Source organism: Pseudomonas sp. LAM2023 (assembly GCF_016620375.1).
GTDB classification, from domain to species: Bacteria; Pseudomonadota; Gammaproteobacteria; order Pseudomonadales; family Pseudomonadaceae; genus Aquipseudomonas; species Aquipseudomonas anuradhapurensis.
Window position 1 is genome coordinate 900,524 of the sequence record NZ_JAENHV010000015.1, and the last position, 25,128, is coordinate 925,651.

General features: G+C 63.3%; 26 protein-coding genes. 15 read left to right on the plus strand and 11 right to left on the minus strand.

Annotated features, from left to right (window positions below; translation table 11 throughout):
- Positions 1-13 precede the first annotated feature (13 nt).
- A complete protein-coding gene (locus tag JKP78_RS09720; protein WP_170027644.1) occupies positions 14-901 on the plus strand; it encodes a cytochrome c oxidase subunit 3 in 888 nt (295 codons plus the stop codon).
- A 164-nt stretch (positions 902-1,065) separates the two neighbouring features.
- Here JKP78_RS09720 and JKP78_RS09725 read toward each other — a convergent pair whose 3' ends face one another.
- Complete coding sequence (locus tag JKP78_RS09725; RefSeq protein WP_003258925.1) at positions 1,066-1,269, minus strand: twin transmembrane helix small protein; 204 nt, start codon at positions 1,267-1,269, stop codon at positions 1,066-1,068.
- Positions 1,270-1,332: 63 nt separating this feature from the next.
- Here JKP78_RS09725 and JKP78_RS09730 point away from each other — a divergent pair, with 63 nt between their 5' ends.
- From JKP78_RS09730 to JKP78_RS09750, 5 genes are read left to right on the plus strand one after another with little or no spacing between them, the layout of a single operon-like run.
- Positions 1,333-2,070 carry an SURF1 family protein gene (locus JKP78_RS09730; RefSeq protein ID WP_200626594.1) on the plus strand — a complete coding sequence of 246 codons (738 nt, stop codon included), beginning with the start codon at positions 1,333-1,335 and terminating at the stop codon, positions 2,068-2,070.
- Positions 2,039-2,620, plus strand: coding sequence for a hypothetical protein (locus tag JKP78_RS09735; RefSeq protein WP_186690240.1), 582 nt, complete (start codon positions 2,039-2,041; stop codon positions 2,618-2,620). Before JKP78_RS09730 ends, JKP78_RS09735 begins: the two co-directional genes overlap by 32 nt.
- 9 nt (positions 2,621-2,629) lie before the next feature.
- Positions 2,630-3,703, plus strand: coding sequence for a COX15/CtaA family protein (locus JKP78_RS09740; protein ID WP_186690238.1), 1,074 nt, complete (start codon positions 2,630-2,632; stop codon positions 3,701-3,703).
- Positions 3,688-4,587 carry a heme o synthase gene (gene cyoE / locus JKP78_RS09745; RefSeq protein ID WP_186690236.1) on the plus strand — a complete coding sequence of 300 codons (900 nt, stop codon included), beginning with the start codon at positions 3,688-3,690 and terminating at the stop codon, positions 4,585-4,587. Before JKP78_RS09740 ends, cyoE begins: the two co-directional genes overlap by 16 nt.
- Positions 4,584-5,216, plus strand: coding sequence for an SCO family protein (locus JKP78_RS09750; protein ID WP_170027655.1), 633 nt, complete (start codon positions 4,584-4,586; stop codon positions 5,214-5,216). Before cyoE ends, JKP78_RS09750 begins: the two co-directional genes overlap by 4 nt.
- Before the next feature lie 122 nt (positions 5,217-5,338).
- Here the strand turns inward: JKP78_RS09750 and JKP78_RS09755 are convergent, their stop codons facing one another.
- The 3 genes from JKP78_RS09755 to JKP78_RS09765 form a co-directional block, all read right to left on the minus strand.
- Positions 5,339-6,109 (minus strand): MetQ/NlpA family ABC transporter substrate-binding protein, encoded by a 771-nt coding sequence (locus tag JKP78_RS09755; RefSeq protein ID WP_170027657.1) that lies wholly within the window; start codon positions 6,107-6,109, stop codon positions 5,339-5,341.
- Positions 6,110-6,173: 64 nt separating this feature from the next.
- A complete protein-coding gene (locus JKP78_RS09760; RefSeq protein WP_009683598.1) occupies positions 6,174-6,845 on the minus strand; it encodes a methionine ABC transporter permease in 672 nt (223 codons plus the stop codon).
- A complete protein-coding gene (locus JKP78_RS09765) occupies positions 6,845-7,852 on the minus strand; it encodes a methionine ABC transporter ATP-binding protein (RefSeq protein ID WP_170027661.1) in 1,008 nt (335 codons plus the stop codon). The genes JKP78_RS09760 and JKP78_RS09765 overlap by 1 nt, the downstream gene beginning before the upstream one ends.
- Positions 7,853-8,076: 224 nt before the next feature.
- Here JKP78_RS09765 and katE point away from each other — a divergent pair, with 224 nt between their 5' ends.
- Positions 8,077-10,212 carry a catalase HPII gene (katE, locus tag JKP78_RS09770; protein ID WP_200626595.1) on the plus strand — a complete coding sequence of 712 codons (2,136 nt, stop codon included), beginning with the start codon at positions 8,077-8,079 and terminating at the stop codon, positions 10,210-10,212.
- A gap of 109 nt (positions 10,213-10,321) precedes the next feature.
- Here katE and JKP78_RS09775 read toward each other — a convergent pair whose 3' ends face one another.
- From JKP78_RS09775 to zur, 4 genes are all read right to left on the minus strand, one after another.
- Positions 10,322-11,029: a PA5502 family lipoprotein gene (locus JKP78_RS09775; RefSeq protein WP_186690233.1), complete on the minus strand. Its 708-nt coding sequence runs from the start codon at positions 11,027-11,029 to the stop codon at positions 10,322-10,324.
- A 128-nt stretch (positions 11,030-11,157) separates the two neighbouring features.
- Positions 11,158-11,940, minus strand: coding sequence for a zinc ABC transporter permease subunit ZnuB (gene znuB / locus JKP78_RS09780; RefSeq protein WP_200626596.1), 783 nt, complete (start codon positions 11,938-11,940; stop codon positions 11,158-11,160).
- A complete protein-coding gene (gene znuC / locus JKP78_RS09785) occupies positions 11,933-12,709 on the minus strand; it encodes a zinc ABC transporter ATP-binding protein ZnuC (RefSeq protein WP_170027669.1) in 777 nt (258 codons plus the stop codon). Before znuC ends, znuB begins: the two co-directional genes overlap by 8 nt.
- A complete protein-coding gene (gene zur, locus JKP78_RS09790) occupies positions 12,706-13,191 on the minus strand; it encodes a zinc uptake transcriptional repressor Zur (RefSeq protein WP_186690231.1) in 486 nt (161 codons plus the stop codon). Before zur ends, znuC begins: the two co-directional genes overlap by 4 nt.
- An 18-nt stretch (positions 13,192-13,209) precedes the next feature.
- Between zur and JKP78_RS09795 the strand changes: the two genes are divergently transcribed.
- Complete coding sequence (locus JKP78_RS09795; RefSeq protein WP_234454563.1) at positions 13,210-14,163, plus strand: metal ABC transporter solute-binding protein, Zn/Mn family; 954 nt, start codon at positions 13,210-13,212, stop codon at positions 14,161-14,163.
- Between the two features lie 48 nt (positions 14,164-14,211).
- On the opposite strand, the gene JKP78_RS09800 is transcribed toward JKP78_RS09795, so the two are convergent.
- On the minus strand, positions 14,212-15,162 hold the full coding sequence (locus JKP78_RS09800) for a homoserine kinase (protein ID WP_170027675.1): 951 nt from the start codon (positions 15,160-15,162) through the stop codon (positions 14,212-14,214).
- Between the two features lie 69 nt (positions 15,163-15,231).
- Complete coding sequence (locus JKP78_RS09805; protein WP_170027677.1) at positions 15,232-15,519, minus strand: DUF2782 domain-containing protein; 288 nt, start codon at positions 15,517-15,519, stop codon at positions 15,232-15,234.
- Positions 15,520-15,594: 75 nt separating this feature from the next.
- On the opposite strand from JKP78_RS09805, the gene polA reads away from it, so the two are divergent.
- Positions 15,595-18,342 (plus strand): DNA polymerase I, encoded by a 2,748-nt coding sequence (gene polA, locus JKP78_RS09810; protein ID WP_186690227.1) that lies wholly within the window; start codon positions 15,595-15,597, stop codon positions 18,340-18,342.
- Between the two features lie 355 nt (positions 18,343-18,697).
- Here the strand turns inward: polA and yihA are convergent, their stop codons facing one another.
- Positions 18,698-19,330: a ribosome biogenesis GTP-binding protein YihA/YsxC gene (yihA, locus tag JKP78_RS09815; protein ID WP_186690225.1), complete on the minus strand. Its 633-nt coding sequence runs from the start codon at positions 19,328-19,330 to the stop codon at positions 18,698-18,700.
- Positions 19,331-19,531: 201 nt separating this feature from the next.
- On the opposite strand from yihA, the gene JKP78_RS09820 reads away from it, so the two are divergent.
- The 6 genes from JKP78_RS09820 (at position 19,532) to JKP78_RS09845 (ending at position 25,093) form a co-directional block, all read left to right on the plus strand.
- On the plus strand, positions 19,532-19,834 hold the full coding sequence (locus JKP78_RS09820; protein WP_170027683.1) for a c-type cytochrome: 303 nt from the start codon (positions 19,532-19,534) through the stop codon (positions 19,832-19,834).
- A 31-nt stretch (positions 19,835-19,865) separates the two neighbouring features.
- Entirely contained in the window at positions 19,866-20,483 is a 618-nt protein-coding gene (locus tag JKP78_RS09825) for a c-type cytochrome (RefSeq protein WP_170027685.1), read from the plus strand.
- A 282-nt stretch (positions 20,484-20,765) separates the two neighbouring features.
- Positions 20,766-21,398 carry a thiol:disulfide interchange protein DsbA gene (gene dsbA, locus JKP78_RS09830; RefSeq protein WP_170027687.1) on the plus strand — a complete coding sequence of 211 codons (633 nt, stop codon included), beginning with the start codon at positions 20,766-20,768 and terminating at the stop codon, positions 21,396-21,398.
- Positions 21,399-21,410: 12 nt separating this feature from the next.
- Positions 21,411-22,265, plus strand: coding sequence for an endonuclease/exonuclease/phosphatase family protein (locus tag JKP78_RS09835; RefSeq protein WP_170027689.1), 855 nt, complete (start codon positions 21,411-21,413; stop codon positions 22,263-22,265).
- A 27-nt stretch (positions 22,266-22,292) separates the two neighbouring features.
- Entirely contained in the window at positions 22,293-24,224 is a 1,932-nt protein-coding gene (locus tag JKP78_RS09840; protein ID WP_186690223.1) for a GGDEF domain-containing protein, read from the plus strand.
- Between the two features lie 80 nt (positions 24,225-24,304).
- Entirely contained in the window at positions 24,305-25,093 is a 789-nt protein-coding gene (locus tag JKP78_RS09845; protein WP_186690221.1) for an N-acetylmuramoyl-L-alanine amidase, read from the plus strand.
- The last annotated feature ends 35 nt before the right edge of the window (positions 25,094-25,128 follow it).

Below are 25,128 nucleotides of genomic sequence, written 5' to 3' on the forward strand. Positions count from 1 at the left end.
AAGGAGAACAGCAATGGCAAGTCACCAGCACTACTACGTCCCGGCGCAGAGCAAATGGCCAATCATCGCCACCATCGGCATGTTCATCACGGTGTTCGGCCTGGGGACCTGGTTCAACGACATGAAGGCCGGCCACCCCGAGTCGCACGGGCCGCTGATCTTCTTCGTTGGTGCATTGTTCCTGGCCTACATGCTGTTTGGCTGGTTCGGCTCGGTGGTGCGGGAGAGCCGCGCGGGGCTGTACAGCCCGCAGCTGGACCGTTCGTTCCGCTGGGGCATGAGCTGGTTCATCTTTTCCGAGGTGATGTTCTTCCTGGCATTCTTCGGTGCGCTGTTCTACGTGCGCGTGCTGGCCGGGCCGTGGTTGGGGGGTGAAGGGGCCAAAGGGGTGGCGCACATGCTGTGGCCATCCTTCGAATTCACCTGGCCGCTGCTGCACACGCCGGACCCGAAACTGTTCCCGCCGCCCAAGGAAGTGATCGATCCGTGGCACCTGCCGCTGATCAACACCATCCTGCTGGTGAGCTCCAGCGTGACCATCACCATTGCCCACCATGCGCTGCGCCGTGACCACCGCGGTGCGCTGAAATTGTGGATGGCGCTGACCATCGTCCTGGGGGCCAGCTTCATTGCGCTGCAGGCCTACGAGTACCACGAGGCCTACACCAAGCTGGGGCTGACGCTGGGCTCGGGGATCTATGGCGCGACGTTCTTCATGCTGACCGGCTTCCACGGGGCCCACGTGACACTTGGCACGATCATCCTGATCGTGATGTTCCTGCGCATCCTGCGCGGGCACTTCAACCCGGACAAACACTTTGGTTTCGAGGCCGCCAGCTGGTACTGGCACTTCGTCGACGTTGTGTGGGTGGGGCTGTTCATCTTTGTGTACGTGCTTTGACAAACGGCGCGGTCCCTGTAGGAGCGGCCTTGCGTCGCGATGGGCCGCGTAGCGGCCCCAATCCTGCGACCGCCGATACCTCTGATAGGCCGCATTGGCTGCCTTTGGGGCCGCTACGCGGCCCATCGCGACGCAAGGCCGCTCCTACAAGGTGTCTCGTAGGATCAGAAGGGGGCGTGAGAAACCAGCTGGCCACTGATGAAGCCCCAAGCGACCAGGCCGATGGTCAGGGCTGCCAGGGTCACCCGCACGGTCAGCGCCTTCAACAAGCGGGTCGAGTTTTCGTCGTCCTTGACCAGAAACACCAGCCCACTGAACAGGCTGGCAATCGTGGCCAACAGCATCAGGACAATCGCGGCCTTGAGCATGGCGATACTCCGGGGGGATGCGGTGATGTGGACAAGTATAGCGAGCGACCTGGCGAGGCACCGATGAGGCCGTTTCGCCCGGGCTGGGTACCCACCCTGGTGGTGCTTGCGCTACTGCCGGGGCTGATCGCGCTGGGCTGCTGGCAGCTCGGCCGCGCCACGGAAAAGCGCACGCTGCTGGCCACCTATGCCGAGCGCCGGGCCGAGGCGCCCCAGGCCATGGCCCAGTTGACCGCGGACCAGGACAACGCCTTCCGCCGCGTGCACCTGTATGGCCGCTTCGATGGCGAACACAGCTTGCTGCTGGACAACCGTCTGCGCGATGGCCAGGCCGGTGTCGAGTTATTGCAACCCTTTCATGACCAGGCCAGCGGCCTGTGGCTGCTGGTCAATCGCGGCTGGCTGCCATGGCCTGATCGCCGCGTGCCGGTGCACTTCGATACGCCGGCCCAGGCGTTGGCGCTGGACGCCTCGGTGTATGTCACGCCCGGCAGCTCGTTCCAGTTGCACCCCGACCCAACAGGCGGGCAATGGCCGCATTTGCTGACTGCCGTTGATGCCGCACAGCTATGGCAGCAACTCGACCGCGAAGGCTTCGCCCACGAACTGCGCCTGGAACGCGGCCCGGCAGCCTATCGCCTGGACTGGCCGGTTGTCGCCATGGGCCCGGAAAAACACCTGGGGTACGCCGTGCAGTGGTTCGCCCTCGCGGCTGCGCTGGTGCTGCTCTACCTCTACTTCGGCTGGCACCACAACAAGGAGAAACGCCATGGCCACCGCCACTCCACTGGACGTGCCTGAACGCAGCAAACCCAGAGCCCGTGGGCGTTTGCAGCTGATCCTGATCCTCCTGGTGGTGCTCGGGCCGATGATCCTCGCCACCAGCATGTACAAGCTCAAGTTCTGGGTACCGGAGGGTCGCAGCTACCACGGCGAGATGATTGGCAATGGTGAGAGCCGTGCCGATCTTGGCGTGGCGGGCCAGGACGAGCGCTGGCAGCTGCTGGTGAGTGCCCCCGCCGCCTGTGCCGACGATTGCCAGCGCCTGGTGTACCTGGCCCGGCAGATCCAGGTGGGCCTGGGCCGTGACGCCAGCCGTGCCAGCCATGCGCTGGCCAGCGCGCAGCCGCTGAGCGCCGACTACCAGGCGCTGCTTGGCCGCGAGTACCCGCAGTTGCAGCGTTACCCACTGAATGCGCAACGCTACCTGCAGAAGGTCGGCGAGGCCGGCCCGCAGCTGTGGATCATCGACCCGCACGGCAACCTGGTGCTGCGCTACGACGCCAAGGTCAACGGCAAGCATGTGCTGGACGACCTGCGCCACCTGCTCAAGCTGTCCAATATTGGCTAGGAGCCTGCCATGGCCAGACCCGGATTCCGCCTTGCTGTGTTCGCCACCTTGCTGGCGCTGCTGGTCGTCCTGCTCGGTGCCTATACCCGCCTGACCCACGCCGGCCTCGGTTGCCCCGACTGGCCAGGCTGTTATGGCTTTATCAGCGTGCCCAAGAGCGAAGCGCAGCTGGCCCATGCCGAGCTGCATTTTCCCGATCACCCGGTGGAAGCTGCCAAGGGTTGGGCCGAGATGGTGCATCGCTACTTCGCCGGTACGCTGGCGCTGGTAATCGCCCTGCTCGCGTTCCAGGCGGTGCGCCGTCATGCCCGCGATGGCCAGCCTTATCGTCTGCCCTTGCTGCTGCTGGGCGTGGTGCTGGCCCAGGCCGCTTTCGGCATGTGGACCGTTACCCTGCAACTCTGGCCGCAAGTGGTAACTGCCCACCTGTTGGGCGGCTTCACCACGCTGAGCTTGCTGTTCCTGTTGTCCCTGCGTCTATCCCGGGCATTTGCGCCTTTGCCAAAATTGCCGCTGAGCCTTCGTCGGGTCGCTGCGCTGGCGTTGCTGATAGTGATTGGCCAGATCGCCCTGGGTGGTTGGGTCAGCTCCAATTACGCCGCCGTGGCCTGCATCGACTTGCCCACCTGTCACGGTGAGTGGTGGCCGGCAGCCGACTTCAGCAATGGTTTCCACCTGACCCAGCAGGTCGGCCCGAATTACCTGGGCGGCCAGCTCGACAGCGACGCTCGCACCGCTATCCACATCAGCCACCGCCTGGGAGCGCTGGCAGTGACGCTAGTGCTGTTGCTGCTCAGCTGGAAGCTGCACCGCAACCAGCTCAATGGCCTGGCGCGCCTGGTGTTGCTGGCGTTGGCGCTACAGGTGAGCCTGGGCCTGGCCAATGTGCTGTTGCACCTGCCACTGGCCGTCGCCGTGGCGCACAACGCTGGCGGGGCGCTGCTGCTGCTGACCATGGTTTTCCTGAACTACCGCATCCGGGTGGCTGACCAAATTCATATCAGCCATGGCTGGCGCCTGACGCCGATGGCCGGCGCGGGCGTCGCCCCACACCCGAGGAATGCACTGTGGCGACGCTTCTGAAAGCACAGGGACAACGTGCCGGCTGGCGCGACTACCTGGAACTGACCAAGCCCAAGGTGGTGGTGCTGATGCTGATCACCTCGCTGGTGGGCATGCTGCTCGCCACCCGTGCCGGGGTGGCGTGGCAGGTGCTGGTGTTCGGCAACCTCGGTATCGGCTTGTGCGCGGGCGGGGCGGCGGTGGTCAATCACGTCGTGGACCGGCGTATCGATGCGTTGATGGCGCGTACCCACAAGCGCCCTCTGGCCCAAGGGCGCGTCGAGCCGCTGCCAGCGCTGCTGTTTGCCTTGGGCCTGGCGCTGGTGGGGATGGCCTTGTTGCTGGTGTTCACCAATCCCCTCACGGCCTGGCTGACCCTGGCTTCGCTGGTGGGTTATGCAGTGATCTATACCGGCTTTCTCAAGCGTGCCACGCCACAGAACATCGTCATCGGCGGCCTGGCCGGGGCCGCCCCGCCGCTGCTTGGCTGGGTCGCGGTCAGCGGGCATGTCAGTGCCGAACCGCTGTTGCTGGTGCTGATCATCTTTGCCTGGACACCACCGCATTTCTGGGCCCTGGCCATTCACCGCAAGGCGGAATACGCCAAGGCCGACATCCCCATGCTGCCGGTGACCCACGGCGAGCGCTACACCAAGCTGCATATCCTGCTGTACACCCTGGTGCTGCTGGCGATCACCCTGCTGCCCTATGTCATCCACATGAGTGGCCCGCTGTACCTGGCCTGTGCCGTCCTGCTGGGCGCGCGCTTCCTCCATTGGGCCTGGGTGTTGTACCGTGGCAGCCGGCCGCACGCGGCGATCGGCACCTTCAAGTACTCTATCGGCTACCTGTTCGCGCTGTTCATCGCGTTGCTCGTTGACCACTACCTGTTGCTGAACTTATGACCCGAACCCAGAAAACCGTCTTCATCCTCGTTGCCCTGGTCGCGCTGATTCTGGGCCTGACCGTCAACAAGGTGCTCAATGGCCGCGGCCAACCCAATCCGACCGAGCTGATCGATGCCGGCATCATCCTGCTGCCGCAGAGCCGTGCCGTGGCCGACGTCACCATGACCAACCAGGATGGCCAGCCGGTGCGCCTGGATGACCTGAAAGGCAAATGGTCGCTGTTGTTCTTTGGCTACACGTATTGCCCGGATATCTGCCCGACCACCCTGGCACAACTGCGCCAAGTCAAGAGCGAGCTGCCCAAGGAGGCGGTCGATCGGCTGCAGGTGGTGCTGGTGAGCGTGGACCCGAACCGTGACACACCGACCCAGCTGAAACAGTACCTGGGTTATTTCGACAAGGACTTCGTCGGGGTGGCGGGGTCGATCGAGGATACCCAGAAGCTGGCCAATGCCTTGAGCATTCCGTTCATTCCGGCGGATACCAGCAAGCCAGGCTACACCGTGGACCACAGCGGCAACCTGGCGGTTGTGGGGCCGGACGGGCGCCAGCGCGGGTTCATTCGGGCACCGTTCAACAACCAGAAACTGGTGGCGCAGTTGCCGGGGCTGGTGAAGCGGGACTGAGTGGGGCCCCTGAAAAGCTTCGCGGGCACGCCCGCTCCCACAGAGATATCACCAGGCCTGAGGCTAGCGATGTACCTGTGGGAGCGGGCGTGCCCGCGAAAAATCCAGCGCGATAGTTCGGATCAGAACGCCGGAACCACAGCGCCCTTGTACTTCTCGTTGATGAACTGCTTGACCTCAGGCGAGTGCAGCGCCGCGGCCAGCTTCTTCATCGCCTCCGAGTCCTTGTTGTCCGGGCGGGCGACCAGGATGTTCACGTATGGCGAATCGCTGCCTTCGATCACCAGCGCGTCTTTTTCCGGGTTCAGCTTGGCTTCCAGCGCATAGTTGGTGTTGATCAGGGCAGCATCGACCTGGGTCAGTACGCGTGGGATGGTGGCTGCTTCCAGCTCACGGAATTTCAGGCCTTTCGGGTTCTCGGCAACATCCTTCACGGTGGACAGGATGTTCTTGTTGTCCTTGAGCTTGATCACGCCGGCCTTGTCCAGCAACAGCAGGGCGCGGCCACCGTTGGTAGCGTCGTTGGGGATGACCACGGTGGCGCCGGAGGACAGCTGGTCCAGCTTCTTGATCTTGGCCGAGTACACGCCCAGCGGCTCGATGTGCACGCCAGTCACGCTGACCAGCTGGGTGCCCTTGGCCTTGTTGAACTCATCCAGGTACGGCTGGTGCTGGAAGAAGTTGGCATCCAGGCGCTTTTCCGCCACTTGCACGTTCGGCTGGATGTAGTCGGTGAATTCCTTGACCTTCAGCTCCACACCCTCTTTTGCCAGGGCAGGTTTGACGAAGTTGAGGATTTCGGCGTGTGGCACCGGGGTGGCGGCGACGGTCAGGGACTCGGCGTGGGCCGAGAAGGCCGCGACAGCGGCGACAACAGCAAGCAGCTTCTTCATTGATCACTCCTTGTGAGGGCCGCGACGGCCCCCGAACGGGTCGGCCGGGCCGACCCCATTGGGGTTATTTACGGGAAAAATGCACGACCAGTTTGTCGCCCACGCTTTGCAGTACTTGAACCAGTACCAGCAGCAGAACCACGGTTACCACCATCACATCGGTCTGGAAACGCTGGTAACCGAAGCGAATGGCCAGGTCGCCAAGGCCGCCGGCACCCACCACGCCCGCCATGGCGGTGTACGACACCAGGGTGATGGCGGTCACGGTAATGGCCGCGAAGATGCCCGGGCGGGCCTCCGGCAGCAATGCACTGGTGATGATCTGGCGGGTAGTGGCGCCCATCGACTGGGTGGCTTCGATGATGCCGCGGTCCACTTCACGCAGGGCGGTTTCCACCAGGCGTGCGAAGAACGGTGTGGCACCGACGACCAGTGGCGGAATGGCACCCGCGACGCCCAGCGAAGTGCCGGTGATCAGCACGGTGATCGGGATCATCACGATCAGGAGGATGATGAACGGCAGCGAACGCAGGATGTTGACGACCAGCGACAGCAACGCGTACACGCCCTTCTGTTCGAACATCTGCTTGGGGCCGCAGAGGAACAGCAACACGCCCAGCGGCAAGCCCAGCAGCACGGTGAAGAACAGCGAGCCGAACAGCATGATCATGGTATCGACGGTGGCCAGCCAGATTTCGGCCCAGTCGACGTTGGCGAAGAAATTCAGGGCGTCCATCAACGCAGTACCTCCATATGTACGTCAGCTGCCTTGAAGCGGGTGAACGCCGCTTCCATGTCACCGCCGATCAGGGCGAGAGTCAGCTGGCCATAGGGCACGTCCTTGATGCGGTCGATGCGCCCGGCGAGGATGCTGTAGTCCACACCGGTTTCACGGGCGACGGTGCCCAGCAGCGGTGCATAGGTGGCGTCGCCCTGGAAGGTCAGGCGCACGATGCGTCCTGGCACGTGGGCAAAGTCGTCGCGCTGCTCGCCTTCGTCGACCTGCTCGTCTTCCTGGACAAAGCGTTTGGTGGTGGGGTGCTGCGGGTGCAAGAACACCTCGGCCACCGGGCCTTGCTCGACGATCTGGCCGGCGTCCATCACCGCCACGCGGTCGCACACCCGGCGGATCACGTCCATCTCGTGGGTGATCAGCACGATGGTCAGCTTCAGCTCACGGTTGATCTCGGCCAGCAATTGCAGGACCGAGGCCGTGGTCTGTGGGTCGAGGGCGCTGGTGGCCTCGTCGCACAGCAGGATCTTCGGGTTGGTGGACAAGGCGCGGGCGATGCCGACGCGCTGCTTCTGGCCGCCGGACAACTGCGCCGGGTACTTCCTGGCGTGGTCGGAAAGGCCGACACGGGCCAGCAGCTCGGTGACACGCTTGTCGATTTCGCTGCGCGACAGTTCGCCGGCCAGGGTCAGGGGCAGGCCGACGTTGTCGGCGACGGTCTTGGAGGCCAGCAGGTTGAAGTGCTGGAAAATCATCCCGACCTGCTGGCGGAAGCCGCGCAACTGGCTGGCGTTGAACGCGGTGACATCTTCGCCGTCGACGATGATCTTGCCGCCGGAAGGTTCTTCCAGGCGGTTGATCAGGCGCAGCATGGTGCTCTTGCCGGCGCCGGAATGGCCGATCAGGCCGAACACCTGGCCATTCTCGATGGTCAGGGTGGTCGGATTCAGTGCGGGAATTTCCCTACCGGCAACGCGGTAGGTCTTGTGTACCTGTTGGAACTCGATCACGTAGCGAACCTTGTGGGGCGCATGGAAATTTGGGTCAGCGGTTGGCTGGGGTCGCGCATTTTAGCCTTTTCCAATAGCTGTTCTTAGCATTTATTTCGTATTGCACCAATCCTTCGGGCATATCGCGACAACCGGTAAAGTCAATTGAACGCAACCAAGCGGCCTCCAGTCACTACTTGAACATGCCCTGAAGGGCGGCCTGAAGACGGATGAGGAGAGCCACGATGCCCAGCAAGAAGACGGATTCGCCAAGACACAGCCAGCTCGCCGGCACCGATACGCCTGACCGTGCCAATACCAATGCCAAGCTGCAAAGCCTGGAAGACGTACGCAGCGATGCCACCGGCCAGGCACTGCGTACCAACCAGGGCGTGCGCATCGCCGACAACCAGAACACCCTGAAGGCTGGCGACCGCGGCCCCTCGCTGCTTGAAGATTTCATCATGCGCGAGAAGATCACCCACTTCGACCACGAGCGAATTCCGGAGCGCATCGTGCATGCCCGGGGCACCGGGGCACATGGCTATTTCCAGAGCTATGGCGACCACGCAGCGCTGACCAAGGCAGGTTTTTTGCGCGATCCGGCAAAAATCACTCCCGTCTTCGTGCGCTTTTCCACGGTACAGGGCCCGCGCGGGTCGGCCGACACCGTGCGTGACGTGCGCGGTTTTGCAGTCAAGTTCTATACCGATGAAGGCAACTTCGACCTGGTTGGCAACAACATGCCGGTGTTCTTCATCCAGGATGCGATCAAGTTCCCGGATTTCGTCCACGCTGTGAAGCCGGAGCCGCACAACGAGATCCCTACCGGTGCCTCGGCCCACGACACTTTCTGGGATTTTGTCTCGTTGGTGCCGGAGTCGGCCCATATGGTGATGTGGGCAATGTCGGACCGCGCGATCCCGCGCAGCCTGCGGATGATGGAAGGGTTCGGCGTGCACACCTTCCGCCTGGTCAACGACCAGGGCGTGGCCAGCTTCGTCAAGTTCCACTGGAAACCGCGTCAGGGCGTGCATTCGTTACTGTGGGACGAAGCACAGAAGCTGGCGGGGAAAGACCCCGACTTCCAGCGCCGCGACCTGTGGGAAGCCATCGAGACGGGCGATTACCCGGAGTGGGAGCTGGGTGTGCAGATCGTGCCGGAAGCCGACGAGCACAAGTTCGACTTCGACTTGCTGGACCCGACCAAGATCATCCCGGAAGAACTGGTCCCGGTTACACCGCTGGGCAAGATGGTGCTGAACCGCAACCCGGACAACTTCTTTGCCGAAGTGGAACAGGTGGCGTTCTGCCCAGGCCATATCGTGCCGGGCATCGACTTCAGCAACGACCCGCTGCTGCAGGGCCGGCTGTTCTCCTACACCGACACCCAGCTTAGCCGCCTGGGCGGACCGAACTTCCACCAGATCCCGATCAACCGCCCGGTCGCCCCCAACCACAACAACCAACGCGATGCCCTGCATCAGCATGTGGTGCACAAGGGGCGCGCCTCGTACGAGCCAAACTCCATCGATGGCGGCTGGCCGAAAGAAACCCCGCCAGCTGCGCAGGATGGCGGTTTCGAGAGCTACCAGGAGCGCATCGACGCGTACAAGATCCGCCAGCGCAGCGAGTCGTTCGGCGACCATTTTTCCCAGGCGCGGCTGTTCTTCCAGAGCATGAGCTCGACCGAGCAGCAGCACATCATCAAGGCCTACAGCTTCGAGCTGGGCAAGGTCGAGCGCGAGGCGATCCGGGCGCGGGAAGTGAACGAAATCCTGGCCAACATCGACCTCAAGCTGGCGGCGGCGGTGGCGGCAAACCTCGGCCTGCCCGCACCAACGGCGGGTACCGTGCAGGTGAAGGGCAGCCAGTTGGCCCAGTCGCCCGCGCTGAGCCAGCTGAATCACCCGGGTGTGGTCGGTATCAAGGGGCGCAAGATCGCGGTACTGGTGGCGGATGGTGTGGACGCTGCCAGCGTGGACAAGCTGGTCAAAGCCCTGGAAGCACACAGTGCCCGACCATTGCTTCTTGGGCCGACCTCAGCACCGGTGAAGGCTGCGGACGGCAAGCAACTACCGGTGGATGCCTCCATGGAGGGGATGCCATCGATCATGTTCGATGGGATTGTCGTGCCTGGTGGCCAGGCTTCGAACGATGCGCTGGCGGCCAGCGGCTTGGCCAGGCACTTCCTGTTGGAGAGCTACAAGCACCTGAAGGCGATGGTGTTGTCCAAAGAGCTTTTGGGCAGCTTGGGGCTGAAAGAGGACAAGGGGTTGCTGCTGGGAGATGAGCAGAAGACCGTGGATGCCTTCGTAAAAGCGGTAGAACGGCATCGGGTGTGGGAGCGGGAGGCGGCTGCGGAGGCTGTGCCGGCCTAAGGGGCTGCTGCGCAGCCCATCGCGACACAAGGCCGCTCCTACAGGAGATCGCGTCCTTTGTAGGAGCGGCCTTGTGTCGCGAAAGGGGCGCGCAGCGCCCCCGGCGTTCTTAACGCTGGTGCGGAACCAGAACCACCTGCGCCGGCAGCGATCGCTGGATCTCGTGCTTCTGCTTCAACTCGAACCCGCTGTCGATCTTGCGCACGCGCTTCTCCAGCAAGGTCTTCAGCCAAGGCGCATCCTCGGTGCGCGGCACCTGGAACACCACGTCGCACTGGTAGCTGACCACGTCGGCAGCAATGTCATCCAGTTGGCGGCGCATGGCGCGGCTGTCGGTGGTTTTCAAGGCCACCACGGTGCTGGGCGCCGTCGGGTCGATGATCCGCGCCTTGGGCTTGGCTTCGGCGGCTTTCAACGCTGCCTCGGCTTTTTCCAGCTCGGCTTTGCGGGCCTGGGTCACGGCATCGCCACCGGTCACTGCCGGGGCCTGCGGCATCAGTGCACGAGCGCGGGCCAGGGCGGTGGCCGCCGCGTTCACATCGCCCTTTTGCAGGAACACCTGGCTGCGCTGCAGGTAGGCCTCGGCCAACTGGCGCTGGTATTGCTCCAGGCGCGCGTCAGCCGGCGACTGGGCCTGCAGGGCGGCCAGCTGGTCTTCGGCGGTTGCCAGCTCGTTGCTGGCGATGTTCTGTTGCAACTGCTGCCAGGCATCGGCTTGGGCAGGTACGGCGGCCTGTTCGACCGGCGCGCTGGTACAGGCAGCCAGGAACAGGGAAAACGCGGCAACAAGCAGATAACGGGAGGCGAACGGCTTCATTCCTGCGACTCTCTATTTGCGCAAAAAGCGAGCAAGTCTACACCCAGGTGCGCACGCTCGAAAACAAGTCTTACAGACCCTTTACGTGCGAAAAGGTTGCAGGGCGCGCCTTCACGCGCCCTGTTTTTTCAGCGTTTGGGCAGGGCCAGGCTCAGCAAGAATAGCACCGCCGCGCACACCACGATCGACGGGCCGGCGGGGGTGTCCTTGAACCAGGACATGGCCAGGCCACCGCATACCGCAGTCACGCCCAGCAGGCTGGCGCCCAGGGCCATCTGCTCGGGAGAGCGGGCGTGGCGCTGTGCCGCAGCGGCGGGGATGATCAGCAGCGAGGTAATCAGCAGCACGCCGACGATCTTCATGGCCACGGCAATCACCACCGCGATCAGCAGCATCAGTGCCATGCGCAGGCCGGCTACGGGCAGGCCTTCGACCATGGCCAGCTCTTCGTGCACGGTGATGGCCAACAGCGGCCGCCACAGCATGGCGAGCAGCAGCAGGACCAGCACGCTGCCGCCGAGGATCCAGGCCAGGTCGGTGTGGCTGATGGCCAGCAGGTCGCCGAACAGATAGGCCATCAGGTCGATGCGCACGTCATGCATGAAACTCAGTACCACAAGGCCCAGCGACAAGGTGCTGGGGGCGAGGATGCCGAGCAGGGTATCGGAGGCCAGCGGCTGGCGCTGCTGCAAGGTGACCAGCAGGATCGCCAGCAGCAGGCAGCCTACGGTTACCGCCAGCGCCGGGCTGACGTCCAGGGCAAAGCCGAGGGCTACACCAAGCAGGGCGGCGTGGGACAGGGTGTCGCCAAAATAGGCCATGCGCCGCCACACCACGAAGGAGCCCAGCGGGCCGGCCACCAGCGCCAGGGACAAACCGGCAAGCAAGGCGTAGAGAAGAAAATCAGCCATGCTTGCAGTGCGCTCCGTGAACATGGGTGCCAGGGGCGACCACCGAGCCGTGCAGGTCGTGGCTGTGGTCGTGATGGTGGTGATAGATGGCCAGGCTGGGTGCGGCGGCCTGGCCGAACAGCTCGACGAATGCCGGGTCGCCGCTGACTTGCTCGGGGTGGCCCGAGCAGCATACGTGGCGGTTCAGGCACACCACCTGGTCGGTGGCGCTCATGACCAGGTGCAGGTCGTGGGAAACCATCAGCACGCCACAGCCGTGGCGGTCGCGCAGGCGGGTAATGAGGTTGTACAGCTCGGCCTGGCCGACCACGTCGACGCCCTGCACCGGTTCGTCGAGCACCAGTAGCTGGGGTTCGCGCAGCAGGGCACGGGCCAGCAGCACGCGTTGCATCTCGCCACCGGAAATGGTCTGGATCGGGCTGTCGATGACCTGCTCGGCTCCCACTTCCTGCAAGGCCGACAAGGCTGCTGCACGGTCTACTCCGGGCACCAGGCGCAGGAAGCGCAGCACCGACAGTGGCAGGGTGGCATCGACCTGGATCTTTTGCGGCATGTAGCCAATGCGCAACTTCGGTTTGCGCCATACCTTGCCGTGGTGCGGCTTCAGCAGGCCGAGCACGGCGCGCACCAGGGTGGTCTTGCCCGCGCCGTTGGGGCCGATCAGGGTAACGATCTGGCCGGGTGCAACCGACAGGTCGATGCTATCGAGCACCGCCTCGCCGCCGAAGGTGACACCGACCTGCTCCAGGCGGATCAGTGCATCGCTCATGCCGCGCTCCGGCAGTTGCTGCACAGGCCAACCACCTCCACGGTCTGACCCTCGACCGTGAAGCCTACGCCCTTGGCGCTGTTGATGATGGCTTGGCTGATGCTGTCCTGTTCCAGCTCGATGGCCACATGGCAGGCCTTGCAGATCAGGAACTGGCCCTGATGCACATGTTCTGGGTGGCTGCAGCCGATGAAGGCGTTGAGCGAGGCGATGCGGTGTACCAGGCCGTTCTCCAGCAGGAAATCCAGCGCGCGATATACCGTAGGCGGCGCGGCGCGGCGGCCATCCTGCTCGCTGAGCACGGCGAGGATGTCGTAGGCACCCAGCGGCTTGTGGCTTTGCCACACCAGTTCCAGTACCCGGCGGCGCAGCGCGGTCAGGCGCAGGCCCTGGCGGGTGCACAAGGCGTCGGCTTCAGCCAGTGCGCTGTGCACGCAATGGGAATGATCGTGAGGACGGTTGGCCAGCGGCGTGATGGACATGGGCAGCGACGGTTCTTTATGGAGACGTTATTATGTTACCTGTTTCTGACGACTCGAGTACTCACCGTGTCCCGATTCCTAGCTCTGTTTGTCGCTTTTATCGCATTTTCCGCCCAGGCCGACGTACGTGTGCTGACCACTATCAAACCCCTGCAGCAGATTGCCGCTGCGGTGCAGGATGGTGTCGGCAGCCCCGAGGTATTGCTGCCGCCGGGGGCGTCGCCGCACCACTATGCGCTGCGCCCGTCCGATGTACGGCGGGTGGCGGACGCTGACCTGCTGTACTGGATCGGCCCGGACATGGAGAACTTCCTGCCGCGAGTGCTGGGCAATCGCAGCAAGCCCACAGTGGCCGTGCAGTCGCTGCCGGGCATGAAGTTGCGCCACTTTGGCGAGGACAGCCAGTCCCATGAAGAAGACCATGATGACCATGATCACGACCACCGCCCGGGCAGCCTGGACGCGCACTTGTGGCTATCGTCGGTCAACGCGCGTGTTATTGCTGCGAAGATGGCGACGGACCTGGCTCAGGTCGACCCGGCCAATGCGGCGCGCTACCAGAGCAACCTGAAGGCGTTCGACGAGCGCCTGGACGCACTGGACGGGCGGATCAAGGCGCGCGTGGCCGGTATTACCGGCAAGCCGTACTTCGTGTTCCACGAAGCGTTCGATTATTTCGAAGCCGAGTACGGCCTGAAGCATACCGGCGTGTTCACCGTGGCAGCCGAGGTGCAGCCCGGCGCGCAGCATGTGGCCGCGATGCGCAAACGCCTGCAGGAAGTGGGCAAGACCTGTGTGTTCAGCGAGCCGCCGTTGCGACCGCGCCTGGCCGAAACCTTGACCGCCGGCTTGCCGGTGCGCCTGGCCGAGCTGGATGCCTTGGGCGGTAGCGAGCCTGTGGATGGCAAGGGCTATGAGCGCTTGCTGGAAAAGCTGGGTAGCGACCTGGCCGGATGCCTGGAGCAGCTCTAGCCTGTACCGACCTCTTCGCGGACGTGCCCGCGAAGAGGCAAAAGTGCATTAGAGGGCGAACGGCAGGTGCAAGGCCACCTGCCGGCGCTGCGCCAGGCGCACTTCGAACTCGCTCGGGTCGTGGATCATCACGTCCATTCCGGCAAACGATTCTGCAGCAATCAGGCGCGACAGCCAGAAGCGTACGCACCCTACCCGCAACATTTCCGGCCACAGCTCGGCCTCGGCAGCGGTAAATGGCCGCAACGCCGCGTAAGCGGCCAGCAGCGCCTGGGCACGCGGTACATCCACAGCGCCGTGCTCATCCAGGCACCAGTCGTTCACGGTGATGGCGATGTCATACAGCATCGGCCCGGAACACGCATTGTAGAAGTCGATTACACCGGTCAGGTGGGTGCCTTCGAACATCACGTTGTCGCGGAACAGGTCGGCGTGCAGATTGGCCCGTGGCAGGGCCAGGATCTGCGCCTTGTGCGCGCGGATTTCATCCAGCGCCGGTTGCAGCAGAGCGGCTTGCTCGGTGGTCAGGCGCGGCAGCAGCTCGGCACCGGAAGCCAGCATCCAGTCCAGGCCACGGTCGGTACGGCGCTCGATGATGTGCTCGCGGGTGGCCAGGTGAATGTGCGCCAGCAATTCGCCGACCTGGGCGCAGTGCTGGGCGTTCGGCGCCTTGATGTGCTTGCCCGACAGCCGTGGCTGCAACAGCGCTGGCTTGCCACACAGTTCACGCAGGCCGTTGCCGTCGCGGTCCCGTATCGCATAGGGCACTGGCATGTCGGCGGCGTGCAGGGTATCGAGCAGCTCGATGAAGAACGGCATGTCCTCGCTGGGCCCGCGCTCGATCAGCGTCAGGACGAACTCCCCCTGTTCGAGGCTGACGAAGAAATTGCTGTTCTCGGTGCCGGCGGCAATGCCCTGGAAGTCGAGCAGACGGCCCAGCGCGTACGGTGCCAGAAAGGTTTCCAGCTCAGGCCGGGTCACGGGGGTGAAGACTGACATGATGAAAAGTTGCCCATACGGGCACTTCCGCCGGGAAGTGCCAGGTTGATGTGAACGGTGCGCGTCAGATTACCACTCGAAGATCTTCCAGGACGGAATCAGCATGTCCGGCTGGTCGGATCGAATGAAATTGCCATCAGAGCCATCGGCGCGTACCAGGAAATAAGGCTTGCCGTGTTTCGGCGTGATCTTGATCGCATACAGGAACCCGTTCTGCCGGTATTCCTGGATGGTTTTGTCGCCTTCCGTGCGAATGGTCACCTCGGGATCGGCCGAGGGGGCGTCGTCCGCCGCCAGGGTGACGACAGGCATGGTTGCCAACAGACCGAGCAGTAACAGGCGATTGAGTGTACGCATGATAACCTTGTCCCTTTGTCGTCAATGATTCTGGCTATTCTAGCGCCGGACCCGTCGAAAAGGTTGATTCTGCTCATGAGCCAAGCGCCCCTCGTCCTGGTGGACGGTTCCTCCTACCTGTACCGCGCCTTCCATGCGCTGCCGCCGTTGACCACCTCCAAGGGCATGCCGACCGGCGCGGTGAAGGGGGTGCTGAACATGCTCAAGAGCCTGCGCAAGCAATACCCCGACAGCCTCTTTGCGGTGGTGTTCGACGCCAAGGGCGGCACCTTCCGCGATGCCATGTTCGCCGAGTACAAGGCCAACCGCCCGAGCATGCCGGACGACTTGCGCTTGCAGATCGAGCCGCTGCACGCCAGCGTCAAGGCGCTGGGCTACCCGCTGTTGTGCGTCGAGGGTGTCGAGGCCGACGACGTGATCGGCACCCTGGCGCGCAGCAGCGCCGCCCTTGGCCGGCCGGTGATCATCTCGACCGGTGACAAGGACATGGCGCAGCTGGTGGACGGGCACATTACCTTGGTCAACACCATGACCGGAAGCGTGCTGGACGTTGCTGGCGTGCACGAGAAATTTGGCGTCGGCCCGGAACATATCATCGACTTCCTGGCCCTGATGGGCGACAAGGTCGACAACATTCCCGGCGTGCCGGGTGTCGGCGAAAAAACTGCAGTGGGCCTGCTGACCGGCATCGGCGGCGGCCTCAGCGACCTCTATGCCAACCTGGACAAGGTGCCGACGCTGCCCATTCGCGGCGCCAAGACCCTGCCGGCCAAGCTCGAAGAGCACCGCGACGCGGCGTTCCTGTCGTATGAGCTGGCCACCATCAAGATCGATGTGCCGCTGGATATCGAGGTCGACGCCCTGGTATGCGGGGAGCCGGATCGCGAAGCGCTGCTGGCGTTGTACAGCGAAATGGAGTTCAAGAGCTGGGTCGCCGAAGTGCAGCGCGACGCGGCGAAGGCCGGTGATGACATCGCGCCGATCGCGGAACCGGTGGCCAAGGTCGAGCCCAGGTACGAAACCATTCTTGACCCGGCCCGTTTCCAGGTCTGGCTGGAGAAGCTGCGCCAGGCACCGCTGTTCGCATTCGACACCGAGACCACCAGCCTGGATGCCCAGCAGGCGCAGCTGGTTGGCCTGTCGTTCGCCGTCGAGCCGCATGAAGCGGCCTACGTGCCGCTGGCCCATGATTACGAGGGAGCGCCAGCGCAGTTGGACCGCGACAGCGTGCTGCTGGCACTCAAGCCGTTGCTCGAAGACCCGGCCAAGGCCAAGGTCGGGCAGAACGCCAAATACGATATCAACATCCTCGCCAATGGCACGCCGGCCATCGAAATGCGCGGCGTAGCCTATGACACCATGCTCGAGTCGTATGTGTTGAACTCCACGGCCACCCGGCATGACATGGATAGCCTGGCGCAGAAGTACCTCGACCACACCACCATTGCCTTCGAGGACATCGCCGGCAAGGGCGCCAAGCAGCTGACCTTCAACCAGATCCACCTGGACAAGGCCGGCCCCTACGCCGCCGAAGACGCCGACATCACCCTGCGCCTGCACCACGCGTTGCAGGCGCGCCTGGCGCAGACACCGAGCGTGCAGCCGGTACTGATGGACATCGAGATGCCGCTGGTGCCGGTGCTGGCCAAGATCGAGCGCCAGGGTGCGTTGGTCGATGCTGCGCTGCTGCGGGTGCAGAGTGGCGAGCTGGGGGTGAAGATGGCCGAGCTGGAGCAGCGTGCCTATGAGCTGGCGGGTGAGGAATTCAACCTCGGCTCGCCCAAGCAGCTGGGTGCGATCCTCTATGACAAGCTGGGCATGCCGGTGCTGAGCAAGACCACCAAGGGCCAGCCATCCACTGCAGAAGCGGTGCTCGACGAACTGGCCGAGCAAGGCTATCCGCTGCCTGAGGTATTGATGCAGTACCGCAGCCTGAGCAAGCTCAAGAGCACCTACACGGACAAGCTGCCAGGGCAGATCAACCCGCGCACCGGGCGTATCCACACCTCGTACCAGCAGGCGGTGGCGGCTACTGGCCGGTTGTCCTCGAGCGACCCGAACCTGCAGAACATCCCGATTCGTACGGCCGAAGGGCGGCGCATTCGCCAGGCCTTCGTCGCCAGCCCGGGCTACAAGTTGCTGGCGGCCGACTACTCGCAGATCGAGCTGCGCATCATGGCCCACCTGGCCAAGGATGAAGGCTTGCTGCATGCCTTCCGCAACAACCTGGACGTGCACCGCGCGACGGCGGCGGAAGTGTTCGGCGTGGCCCTGGAAGACGTCACCACCGACCAGCGCCGCAGCGCCAAGGCCATCAACTTCGGCCTGATCTATGGCATGAGCGCGTTTGGCCTGGCCAAGCAGATCGGTGTCGATCGCAAGCAGTCGCAGGACTATATCGACCGCTATTTCACTCGCTACCCTGGCGTACTGGCCTACATGGAGCGCACCCGCGCTCAGGCTGCCGCGCAAGGCTTTGTCGAAACCCTGTTTGGCCGGCGCCTGTACCTGCCGGACATCAATGCCAAGAACCCGGCCTTGCGCAAAGGCGCCGAGCGCACCGCGATCAACGCGCCGATGCAAGGCACCGCGGCCGACATCATCAAGCGCGCCATGGTCAATGTGGATAACTGGCTGAGCGAAAGCGGGCTGGATGCCCGGGTCATCCTTCAGGTTCACGACGAACTGGTGCTGGAGGTACGCGAAGACCTGGTAGACCAGGTCAAAGATGAAATTCGCCAGCGCATGAGCCAGGCGGCGCAGCTGGATGTGCCGTTGCTGGTGGAAGCAGGAATTGGTGCGAATTGGGACGAAGCTCACTGATCGAGCAGGTAAAGCTGTGTAGGATCTGCGACGTAGGGACGCGGATCCTGGCGCCGCTCAGTGCCATGGGTGCTGACGCTTCATGAAACTATCGCAAATAGTTTCCAGGGCTTCGGAACTAAACCGGTGAAGCGGAACTCAGAGTATCTGAATGGCTGGTGAAGCCTTTCGATGCTCCTATGTTGTGTTAAGTGTTGGCAGATATCCGGACCCCGCCCTAGCGGTCCGGACTTGGACCCCGAACTTCCCCCTCCCCATACGAAGTCCGGGGTTTTTTTTGCCCGGAATTCCTTGGTGATGCGGTCTTTGTGTAGGCGCGACACAAGGCCGCGTCTACACGAAGACGCGCAGGCCTTCAGGCCACTGGCTTGTCTTCCAGCTCCATCCAGCCCGCCAGCACCCGGTAGGCCTCTTCCACGCCCAGGCGCTTGGGTGCCGAGAACAGCTGGATGGTCACGCCATCGCCCCAGCCCTTGCGGATTTCCGACTGCACCTTGAGCAGGGTGTTCTTGCCTGCGCCGTGGGTCAGTTTGTCGGCCTTGGTCAGCAGGATGTGCATCGGCATGCTGCTGGCCTTGGCCCAGTCGAGCATCATCTTGTCGAAGTCGGTCATCGGGTGGCGTACGTCCATCATCAGGATGACGCCACGCAGGCATTCACGGCTGCCCAGGTAGGCTTCCAGGTGTTTCTGCCAATGTTGCTTCAGCGGAATCGGCACTTTTGCATAACCGTAGCCCGGCAGGTCGACCAAACGCCGTTCATCGTCCAGACTGAAGAAATTCAACAGCTGGGTGCGCCCGGGGGTTTTCGAGGTACGCGCCAGGCTGGCATGAGTCAGGGTGTTGAGGGCGCTGGATTTGCCGGCGTTGGAGCGGCCGGCGAAAGCCACCTCGTAACCCTGGTCGTCCGGGCATTGTTCGACCTTGGCAGCGCTGAGGGCGAATGTGGCTTTCTGGCAGAGGCCGAGGATGGGGTTCTTGACTTGCATGGGATATCCGATGTGGGTGTTGCCTGACTCTGTAGGCTCGAGCCTGGCAAGCGGTGTCGTTTCCGTTTGGATGGCGGAAGTATATAATGCCCCAGTTTTTGTGTGCTCATTCTCCCGGCAAAGGGGAACGAGCATGGGGTGTCGAACAATAGCTCGCGCAACAGAACGCAGCGCGGCCCCCAACCCTGAAGGTCGTTCCGCATGGCGAAATGGCTGCTTGCTGTCGGTATGTTCCTGCCGTTTTTCAGCGCACAGGCTACACAGGATCCCGAGGTGTTGTACAACCGCACGTGTGCGGCCTGTCACGCCGGGCAGTTGCCACAGGCACCCAGGCAGGGTGATCGGGCAGCATGGGAGCCAAGGCTGGCGCAAGGCATGGAGGTACTGGTGAAGCACGTGACCCAGGGTTTCAAGGCTATGCCGCCGCGTGGATTGTGCATGGACTGCAGTGCCGAGGACTACCGTTTGGTCATCCTTTGGATGAGCGGCAGTCCCGATACATAACATTTCACCCTTAGCCGTGTTGGATTAGCTGATGAACAAACTAGTCGTGAGTCTGCTGTTGACCCTGGGTGTCGCAGGTGCGGCCACTGCTGCGCAACCTATCAAAGGCGATGCCGCCGCCGGCCAGGCCAAGACTGCCGTGTGTGGCGCCTGCCACAACCCCGACGGCAACAGCCTGGCGCCGAACTTCCCGAAACTGGCCGGCCAGGGCCAGCGCTACCTCGAAAAACAACTGCACGATATCAAGTCGGGCAAGCGCACCGTGCTGGAAATGACCGGGATGCTGGCCAATTTCAATGACCAGGACCTGGCTGATATCGCCGCCTACTTCTCCAGCCAGAAAGGCAGCGTTGGCGCTGCCGATCCCAAGCTCGTCGAGCGTGGCCGTGCGCTGTTCAACGGCGGCGACCTGGAGAAGGGCATGCCTGCCTGCACCGGTTGCCATTCGCCCAATGGCGCCGGCATCGCCCTGGCCGGCTTCCCGCACCTGGGCGGCCAGCACGCGCAGTATGTGACCAAACAGCTCACCGATTTCCGCGAAGGCAACCGCACCAATGATGGCGATGCCATGACCATGCGCACCATCGCCGGCAAGCTGAGCAACCACGATATCGAGGCGTTGGCCAGCTACATCCAGGGGCTGCACTGAGACCCTCGACAGCCTGCCATGGCCCTATCGCTGGCAAGCCAGCTGCCACAGGTACTCCATCGCCTGAGGTCGATGCGGTCGAGGTGGGCGCCGGCTTGCCGGCGATAAGGCCATTACAGGCGGCGCATTAACTTTCAGTTAATGTTGTAAGCCAATGATGAAAGGGCGGCCGGACCGCCCTTTTTTCAGTCCGCAGCCGTTACACTACAGAACTCGAGCCCTTCCCGGCCTGTCACAGTGCAGGTCGCGTCGGGGCGACCCAAGACTGCTCAGGAGTAAAGCATGCGTAAACTGATTCTCAGCGCTGCGCTGGTCGCCGCCAGCGTATTCGGTATGACTGCCGTCCAGGCCGCAGAGCCTGTGGCTGGCAAGGAATACATCGAGCTGAGCAACCCTGTTCCGGTTTCCGTGCCTGGCAAGATCGAAGTCGTCGAGCTGTTCTGGTACGGCTGCCCACACTGCTACCACTTCGAGCCGACCATCAACCCTTGGGTTGAAAAGCTGCCCAAGGACGTCAACTTCAAGCGCGTACCGGCCATGTTCGGTGGCCCATGGGATGCGCACGGCCAGATGTTCCTGACCCTCGAGGCCATGGGCGTCGAGCACAAGGTGCACGCGGCGGTGTTCGATGCCATTCAGAACCAGCACAAGCGCCTGACCGACAAGAATGACATGGCCGAATTCCTCGCCACCCAAGGCGTGGACAAGGACAAGTTCCTGGCCACCTACGACTCGTTCGCCATCAAGGGCCAGGTCAACCAGGCCAAGGAACTGGCGAAGAAGTACGAAATCACCGGCGTACCAAGCATGGTGGTCAACGGCAAGTACCGCTTCGACCTGGGTACCGCCGGCGGGCCGGAAGGCGTGCTGAATGTTGCCGACCAGCTGATCGACAAGGAGCGCGCCGCTAAGTAAGCGGCGCAGCCCATGCCCCGCTTCAGGTCCACGCGTGGCATTGGCCTGCACCAGCCGCAGGTCAACGAGCATCACCTGCAGGCCCCTGGCCTGCCTGAGGATGGTCGCCTGCGGCTGCTCAGTTTCAACATCCAGGTGGGCATCAGCACCGAGCGTTATCGGCATTACCTCACCCGCAGCTGGCAGCACCTGCTGCCGCACAACGGGCGTGCCGGCAACCTGCAGAAGATCGGCAAACTGCTGGGTGACTTCGACCTGGTGGCCTTGCAGGAGGCCGATGGTGGCAGCCTGCGTTCGGGCTACGTCAACCAGGTCGAACACCTCGCCCACCTGGGTGCTTTCCCCTACTGGTACCAGCAGCTCAACCGCAACCTCGGGCGTTTTGCCCAGCACAGCAATGGGGTGCTCAGCCGCATCAAGCCACACGTGCTCGAAGATCATCCGTTACCCGGCCCGGCCGGGCGCGGAGCGATCCTGGTGCGTTTCGGCGAGGGTGACGATGCCCTGATCGTGGTCATGATGCACCTGGCCCTTGGTGCCAAGACCCGCGCGCTGCAGTTGGGCTACATTCGTGAGCTGATTGGCGGCTACCGCCACCAGGTGTTGATGGGTGACATGAACACCCATGCCACCGACCTGCTGGAGCACTCGCCGTTGCGCGACCTGGGCCTGATTGCCCCGCAAGTCGAGGCCACCTTCCCGAGCTGGCGGCCACAGCGTTGCCTGGACCACATCCTGCTCAGCCCAAGCCTCACGCTGGAGCGTGTCGAGGTGCTGGCACAGCCAATTTCTGACCACCTTCCCGTTGCCGTCGAGATTCGATTGCCTGATGCATTGACTGTGGATACGCTGCCGGTCCCGAGCTAATTGCCATCACCGTTTGCGGACCCGGGCATGACTGAAGACGCTGAGCGCTGGAAAGAAAAATACCTTAAAAGCATCGAGCAGCAGGAACGGCTCGAGCGCCGTTGGGAGGCCCGTCTCGACTTGCTGCGCCGCGGCCTGGTCCGCAGCACCCTGGCTGCCGAAGGCAGTGACAAGGTGGTGGACCAGTGCATGAAGGAAATGCGCGAGGTCATCCGCAGCGACAACATGGACGCTGGCCTCGCCGGCCTGATTCCGCGCCTGGAGAAAGCGGTGCTGGATTCCGAGCAGCGTCGGGAAACCCGCATGAACCAGGTCGGTGACGCCTTGACCGCACTGGTTGGCCAACTGCAAGGCCTGCCGCTGCCGAACGAAGTCTCGCGGCCGTTGAAAAAACTGGCGAAGAAGCTCGAAGGCGGCGTCGCCCAGTCACGCGATCTGCCGCCGTTGCTGGGTGAACTGAGCGGCTTGCAGGGCCGCGCACTGTCAGCCCTGGGCAAGCGTGGGGAAGAGGCCCGGCCGGGTTTGTTGCAGCGCCTGTTCGGCAGCCGTGAGGAAGACACCCCAGGCGCACCGACGCCTGTAGCGGTGGCGCCGCCTGCTGTAACCACGCAGCCCCAGGCGATTGATGCCGCGCAGGCCGACGATGTGGATGCGTTGCAGCCGCTGCCAGCCCCCCAAGCCGCTGTTGACGATGTACCTGTGGCGGCGGAGGCCGAGCTGGAAGTGCCTGGCCCGGCGTTGATCGAAACGGCCGAACTATCGCCAGCCCCGTTGCCGCCGCCAGCTGCGCACGACGAACCCCTACCGCAAGCCTCCGGTGGCGAGCTGCTGGCTGAAGCAGAGCCGCCACAAATACCTGAGGAAACCCCTGGCGAAGACGGCACCTATGCCCTGCCGGATGCGGTCGAGCCGCCCTACAGCCAGGTGGCTGCGCATATCGAGCAGACCCTGCTCGGCCTGCTCGATGATCTCAGCCTGCCCGAGCGGCACAAGGCCCAGGCGCTGGAGATGCGTGAACGGGTTGCCCGCGGCCTGAACTGGTATGAGCTGATCCCGGTGCTGGACGACCTGGCTGTGCTGATGCTGGCGATCACCGACAGCGGCCAGCATGAATTCGAAACCTACCTGCAGCAGCTCAACGAACGCCTGGAAGGCTTCCAGAGCCACTTGCACGAGGCCAGTGTTGGCCATGCCGACAACAGTTCTGCTGCCCGCGAGCTGGATAACCAGCTGCGCGAGCACGTCGACGGGCTGCAAAGCAGCGTGCAAGGTGCTGCCGATGTGGACAGCCTCAAGCACATCCTGGACAACCGCCTGGAAGGCTTGCTGGTAACCATGGACCAGCACAAGCATGAGCGCGATCGCCGTGAGCAGGAGCTGGCAGGGCGCCTGCAAGGGTTGTCGGAGCGGGTGGCGAACATGGAGCAGGAGGCGCTCGGCTATCGCGAGCACCTGGAAGAACAGCGGCAGAAAGCCTTGCTCGACCCGCTTACCGGCCTGCCCAACCGTGCGGCATGGAGCGAGCGGGTCGAGCGCGAAATGATCGAGTGGCAGGATAAAGGTGGCCACCTGACGATGGCGATCCTCGACCTTGACCATTTCAAACGCATCAACGACGGCTACGGGCACCTGGCCGGGGACAAGGTATTGAAAATTGTCGCCGACCAGTTGCGCAAGCGCCTGAACGGTCGCGGGTTCATCGCCCGGTTTGGTGGCGAAGAGTTTGTCCTGTTGCTGCCGCAGACCTCGTTGGCAGCGGCTGCCGAGGTGGCCGAGGCTCTGCGCGCTGCCGTCGAGGCGTGCCCGTTCCACTTCAAGGGCGAACGGGTGGTGATCACCACGTCCATCGGCCTGAGTGCGTTCCGTTCCGGCGAGCGTGGCGACCAGGTGCTCAAGCGCGCCGATGCGGCGCTGTACCGGGCCAAGGACCTGGGGCGCAATCGCGTCGAGCAGGGGTAGTCGGCTGTTGCTGAATCGCGGCACGCACGGTACCAGGGGAGCACGTTATACTGTAGCGCTCATACGCTGAGGCCACTGACGTGCTTTCCACGCTTAAAAGAACGCTGATTTCCTTCTTGCTGTTGTCTGTCGCCGGTTGCTCGACGGGCCTGCGCATCGACCGTAGCCATCCTTCGGCCAACCAGGACAACCGTATACAGTTCGTTGTCCTCCATTACACCAATGCTTCGCTGGATAGGTCCCTGGCGTTGCTGACCCATGGCGAAGTCAGCAGTCACTACCTGATTGGCGATGGCCCGGGCACGGTGTACCAGTTGGTGGATGAGAGCCGTCGCGCCTGGCATGCAGGGGATAGCCAGTGGCAGGGGCGAACCTGGCTGAATTCTTCTTCCATTGGTATCGAAATCGTCAACCCAGGCTTTACCGACACGCCGAACGGCCGGGTCTGGCACCCTTACAGCGAAGCGCAGATCCAGTCGCTGATCGCGCTGCTCAAGGACATCGTGAAGCGTAACCACATCGAGCCCCGCCACATCATTGGCCACAGCGACATCGCGCCGCTGCGCAAGCTGGATCCGGGGCCGCTGTTCCCCTGGAAGCGGCTGGCCGATGCCGGGCTGGGGATCTGGCCGGATGCCAATGCAGTGGCGCGCCAGCAGGCCTATTTCAGCGTCAACCCACCCAGTGTCGGCTGGTATCAGCAGGAGTTGGCGCGGTTTGGCTATGCGATCGAGCAAACCGGCGTACTGGATGTCGCCACCCGCCATGTGATCGCCGCATTCCAGATGCGCTTCCGCCCACAGCGTTTCGACGGCATGCCGGATGCCCAGACAGCGGCGATGCTGCAGGTACTCAACCACATGCGTTAAGCCTGTCGCAGCGGCCGGCAGAGGTTCAATCCAGG

Coding starts and splice junctions, on each gene's coding strand:
- katE (WP_200626595.1), top strand. CDS start 8,077: ATGCCCAGCAAGAAGACGGATTCGCCAAGACACAGCCAGCTCGCCGGC.
- JKP78_RS09755 (WP_170027657.1), bottom strand. CDS start 6,109: ATGAAGAAGCTGCTTGCTGTTGTCGCCGCTGTCGCGGCCTTCTCGGCC.
- zur (WP_186690231.1), bottom strand. CDS start 13,191: ATGTCCATCACGCCGCTGGCCAACCGTCCTCACGATCATTCCCATTGC.
- polA (WP_186690227.1), top strand. CDS start 15,595: ATGAGCCAAGCGCCCCTCGTCCTGGTGGACGGTTCCTCCTACCTGTAC.
- JKP78_RS09750 (WP_170027655.1), top strand. CDS start 4,584: ATGACCCGAACCCAGAAAACCGTCTTCATCCTCGTTGCCCTGGTCGCG.
- JKP78_RS09730 (WP_200626594.1), top strand. CDS start 1,333: ATGAGGCCGTTTCGCCCGGGCTGGGTACCCACCCTGGTGGTGCTTGCG.
- znuC (WP_170027669.1), bottom strand. CDS start 12,709: ATGAGCGATGCACTGATCCGCCTGGAGCAGGTCGGTGTCACCTTCGGC.
- JKP78_RS09725 (WP_003258925.1), bottom strand. CDS start 1,269: ATGCTCAAGGCCGCGATTGTCCTGATGCTGTTGGCCACGATTGCCAGC.
- JKP78_RS09760 (WP_009683598.1), bottom strand. CDS start 6,845: ATGGACGCCCTGAATTTCTTCGCCAACGTCGACTGGGCCGAAATCTGG.
- JKP78_RS09720 (WP_170027644.1), top strand. CDS start 14: ATGGCAAGTCACCAGCACTACTACGTCCCGGCGCAGAGCAAATGGCCA.
- JKP78_RS09775 (WP_186690233.1), bottom strand. CDS start 11,029: ATGAAGCCGTTCGCCTCCCGTTATCTGCTTGTTGCCGCGTTTTCCCTG.
- JKP78_RS09825 (WP_170027685.1), top strand. CDS start 19,866: ATGAACAAACTAGTCGTGAGTCTGCTGTTGACCCTGGGTGTCGCAGGT.
- JKP78_RS09800 (WP_170027675.1), bottom strand. CDS start 15,162: ATGTCAGTCTTCACCCCCGTGACCCGGCCTGAGCTGGAAACCTTTCTG.
- JKP78_RS09820 (WP_170027683.1), top strand. CDS start 19,532: ATGGCGAAATGGCTGCTTGCTGTCGGTATGTTCCTGCCGTTTTTCAGC.
- JKP78_RS09835 (WP_170027689.1), top strand. CDS start 21,411: ATGCCCCGCTTCAGGTCCACGCGTGGCATTGGCCTGCACCAGCCGCAG.
- yihA (WP_186690225.1), bottom strand. CDS start 19,330: ATGCAAGTCAAGAACCCCATCCTCGGCCTCTGCCAGAAAGCCACATTC.
- JKP78_RS09740 (WP_186690238.1), top strand. CDS start 2,630: ATGGCCAGACCCGGATTCCGCCTTGCTGTGTTCGCCACCTTGCTGGCG.
- znuB (WP_200626596.1), bottom strand. CDS start 11,940: ATGGCTGATTTTCTTCTCTACGCCTTGCTTGCCGGTTTGTCCCTGGCG.
- dsbA (WP_170027687.1), top strand. CDS start 20,766: ATGCGTAAACTGATTCTCAGCGCTGCGCTGGTCGCCGCCAGCGTATTC.
- JKP78_RS09795 (WP_234454563.1), top strand. CDS start 13,210: ATGGAGACGTTATTATGTTACCTGTTTCTGACGACTCGAGTACTCACC.
- JKP78_RS09805 (WP_170027677.1), bottom strand. CDS start 15,519: ATGCGTACACTCAATCGCCTGTTACTGCTCGGTCTGTTGGCAACCATG.
- JKP78_RS09735 (WP_186690240.1), top strand. CDS start 2,039: ATGGCCACCGCCACTCCACTGGACGTGCCTGAACGCAGCAAACCCAGA.
- JKP78_RS09840 (WP_186690223.1), top strand. CDS start 22,293: ATGACTGAAGACGCTGAGCGCTGGAAAGAAAAATACCTTAAAAGCATC.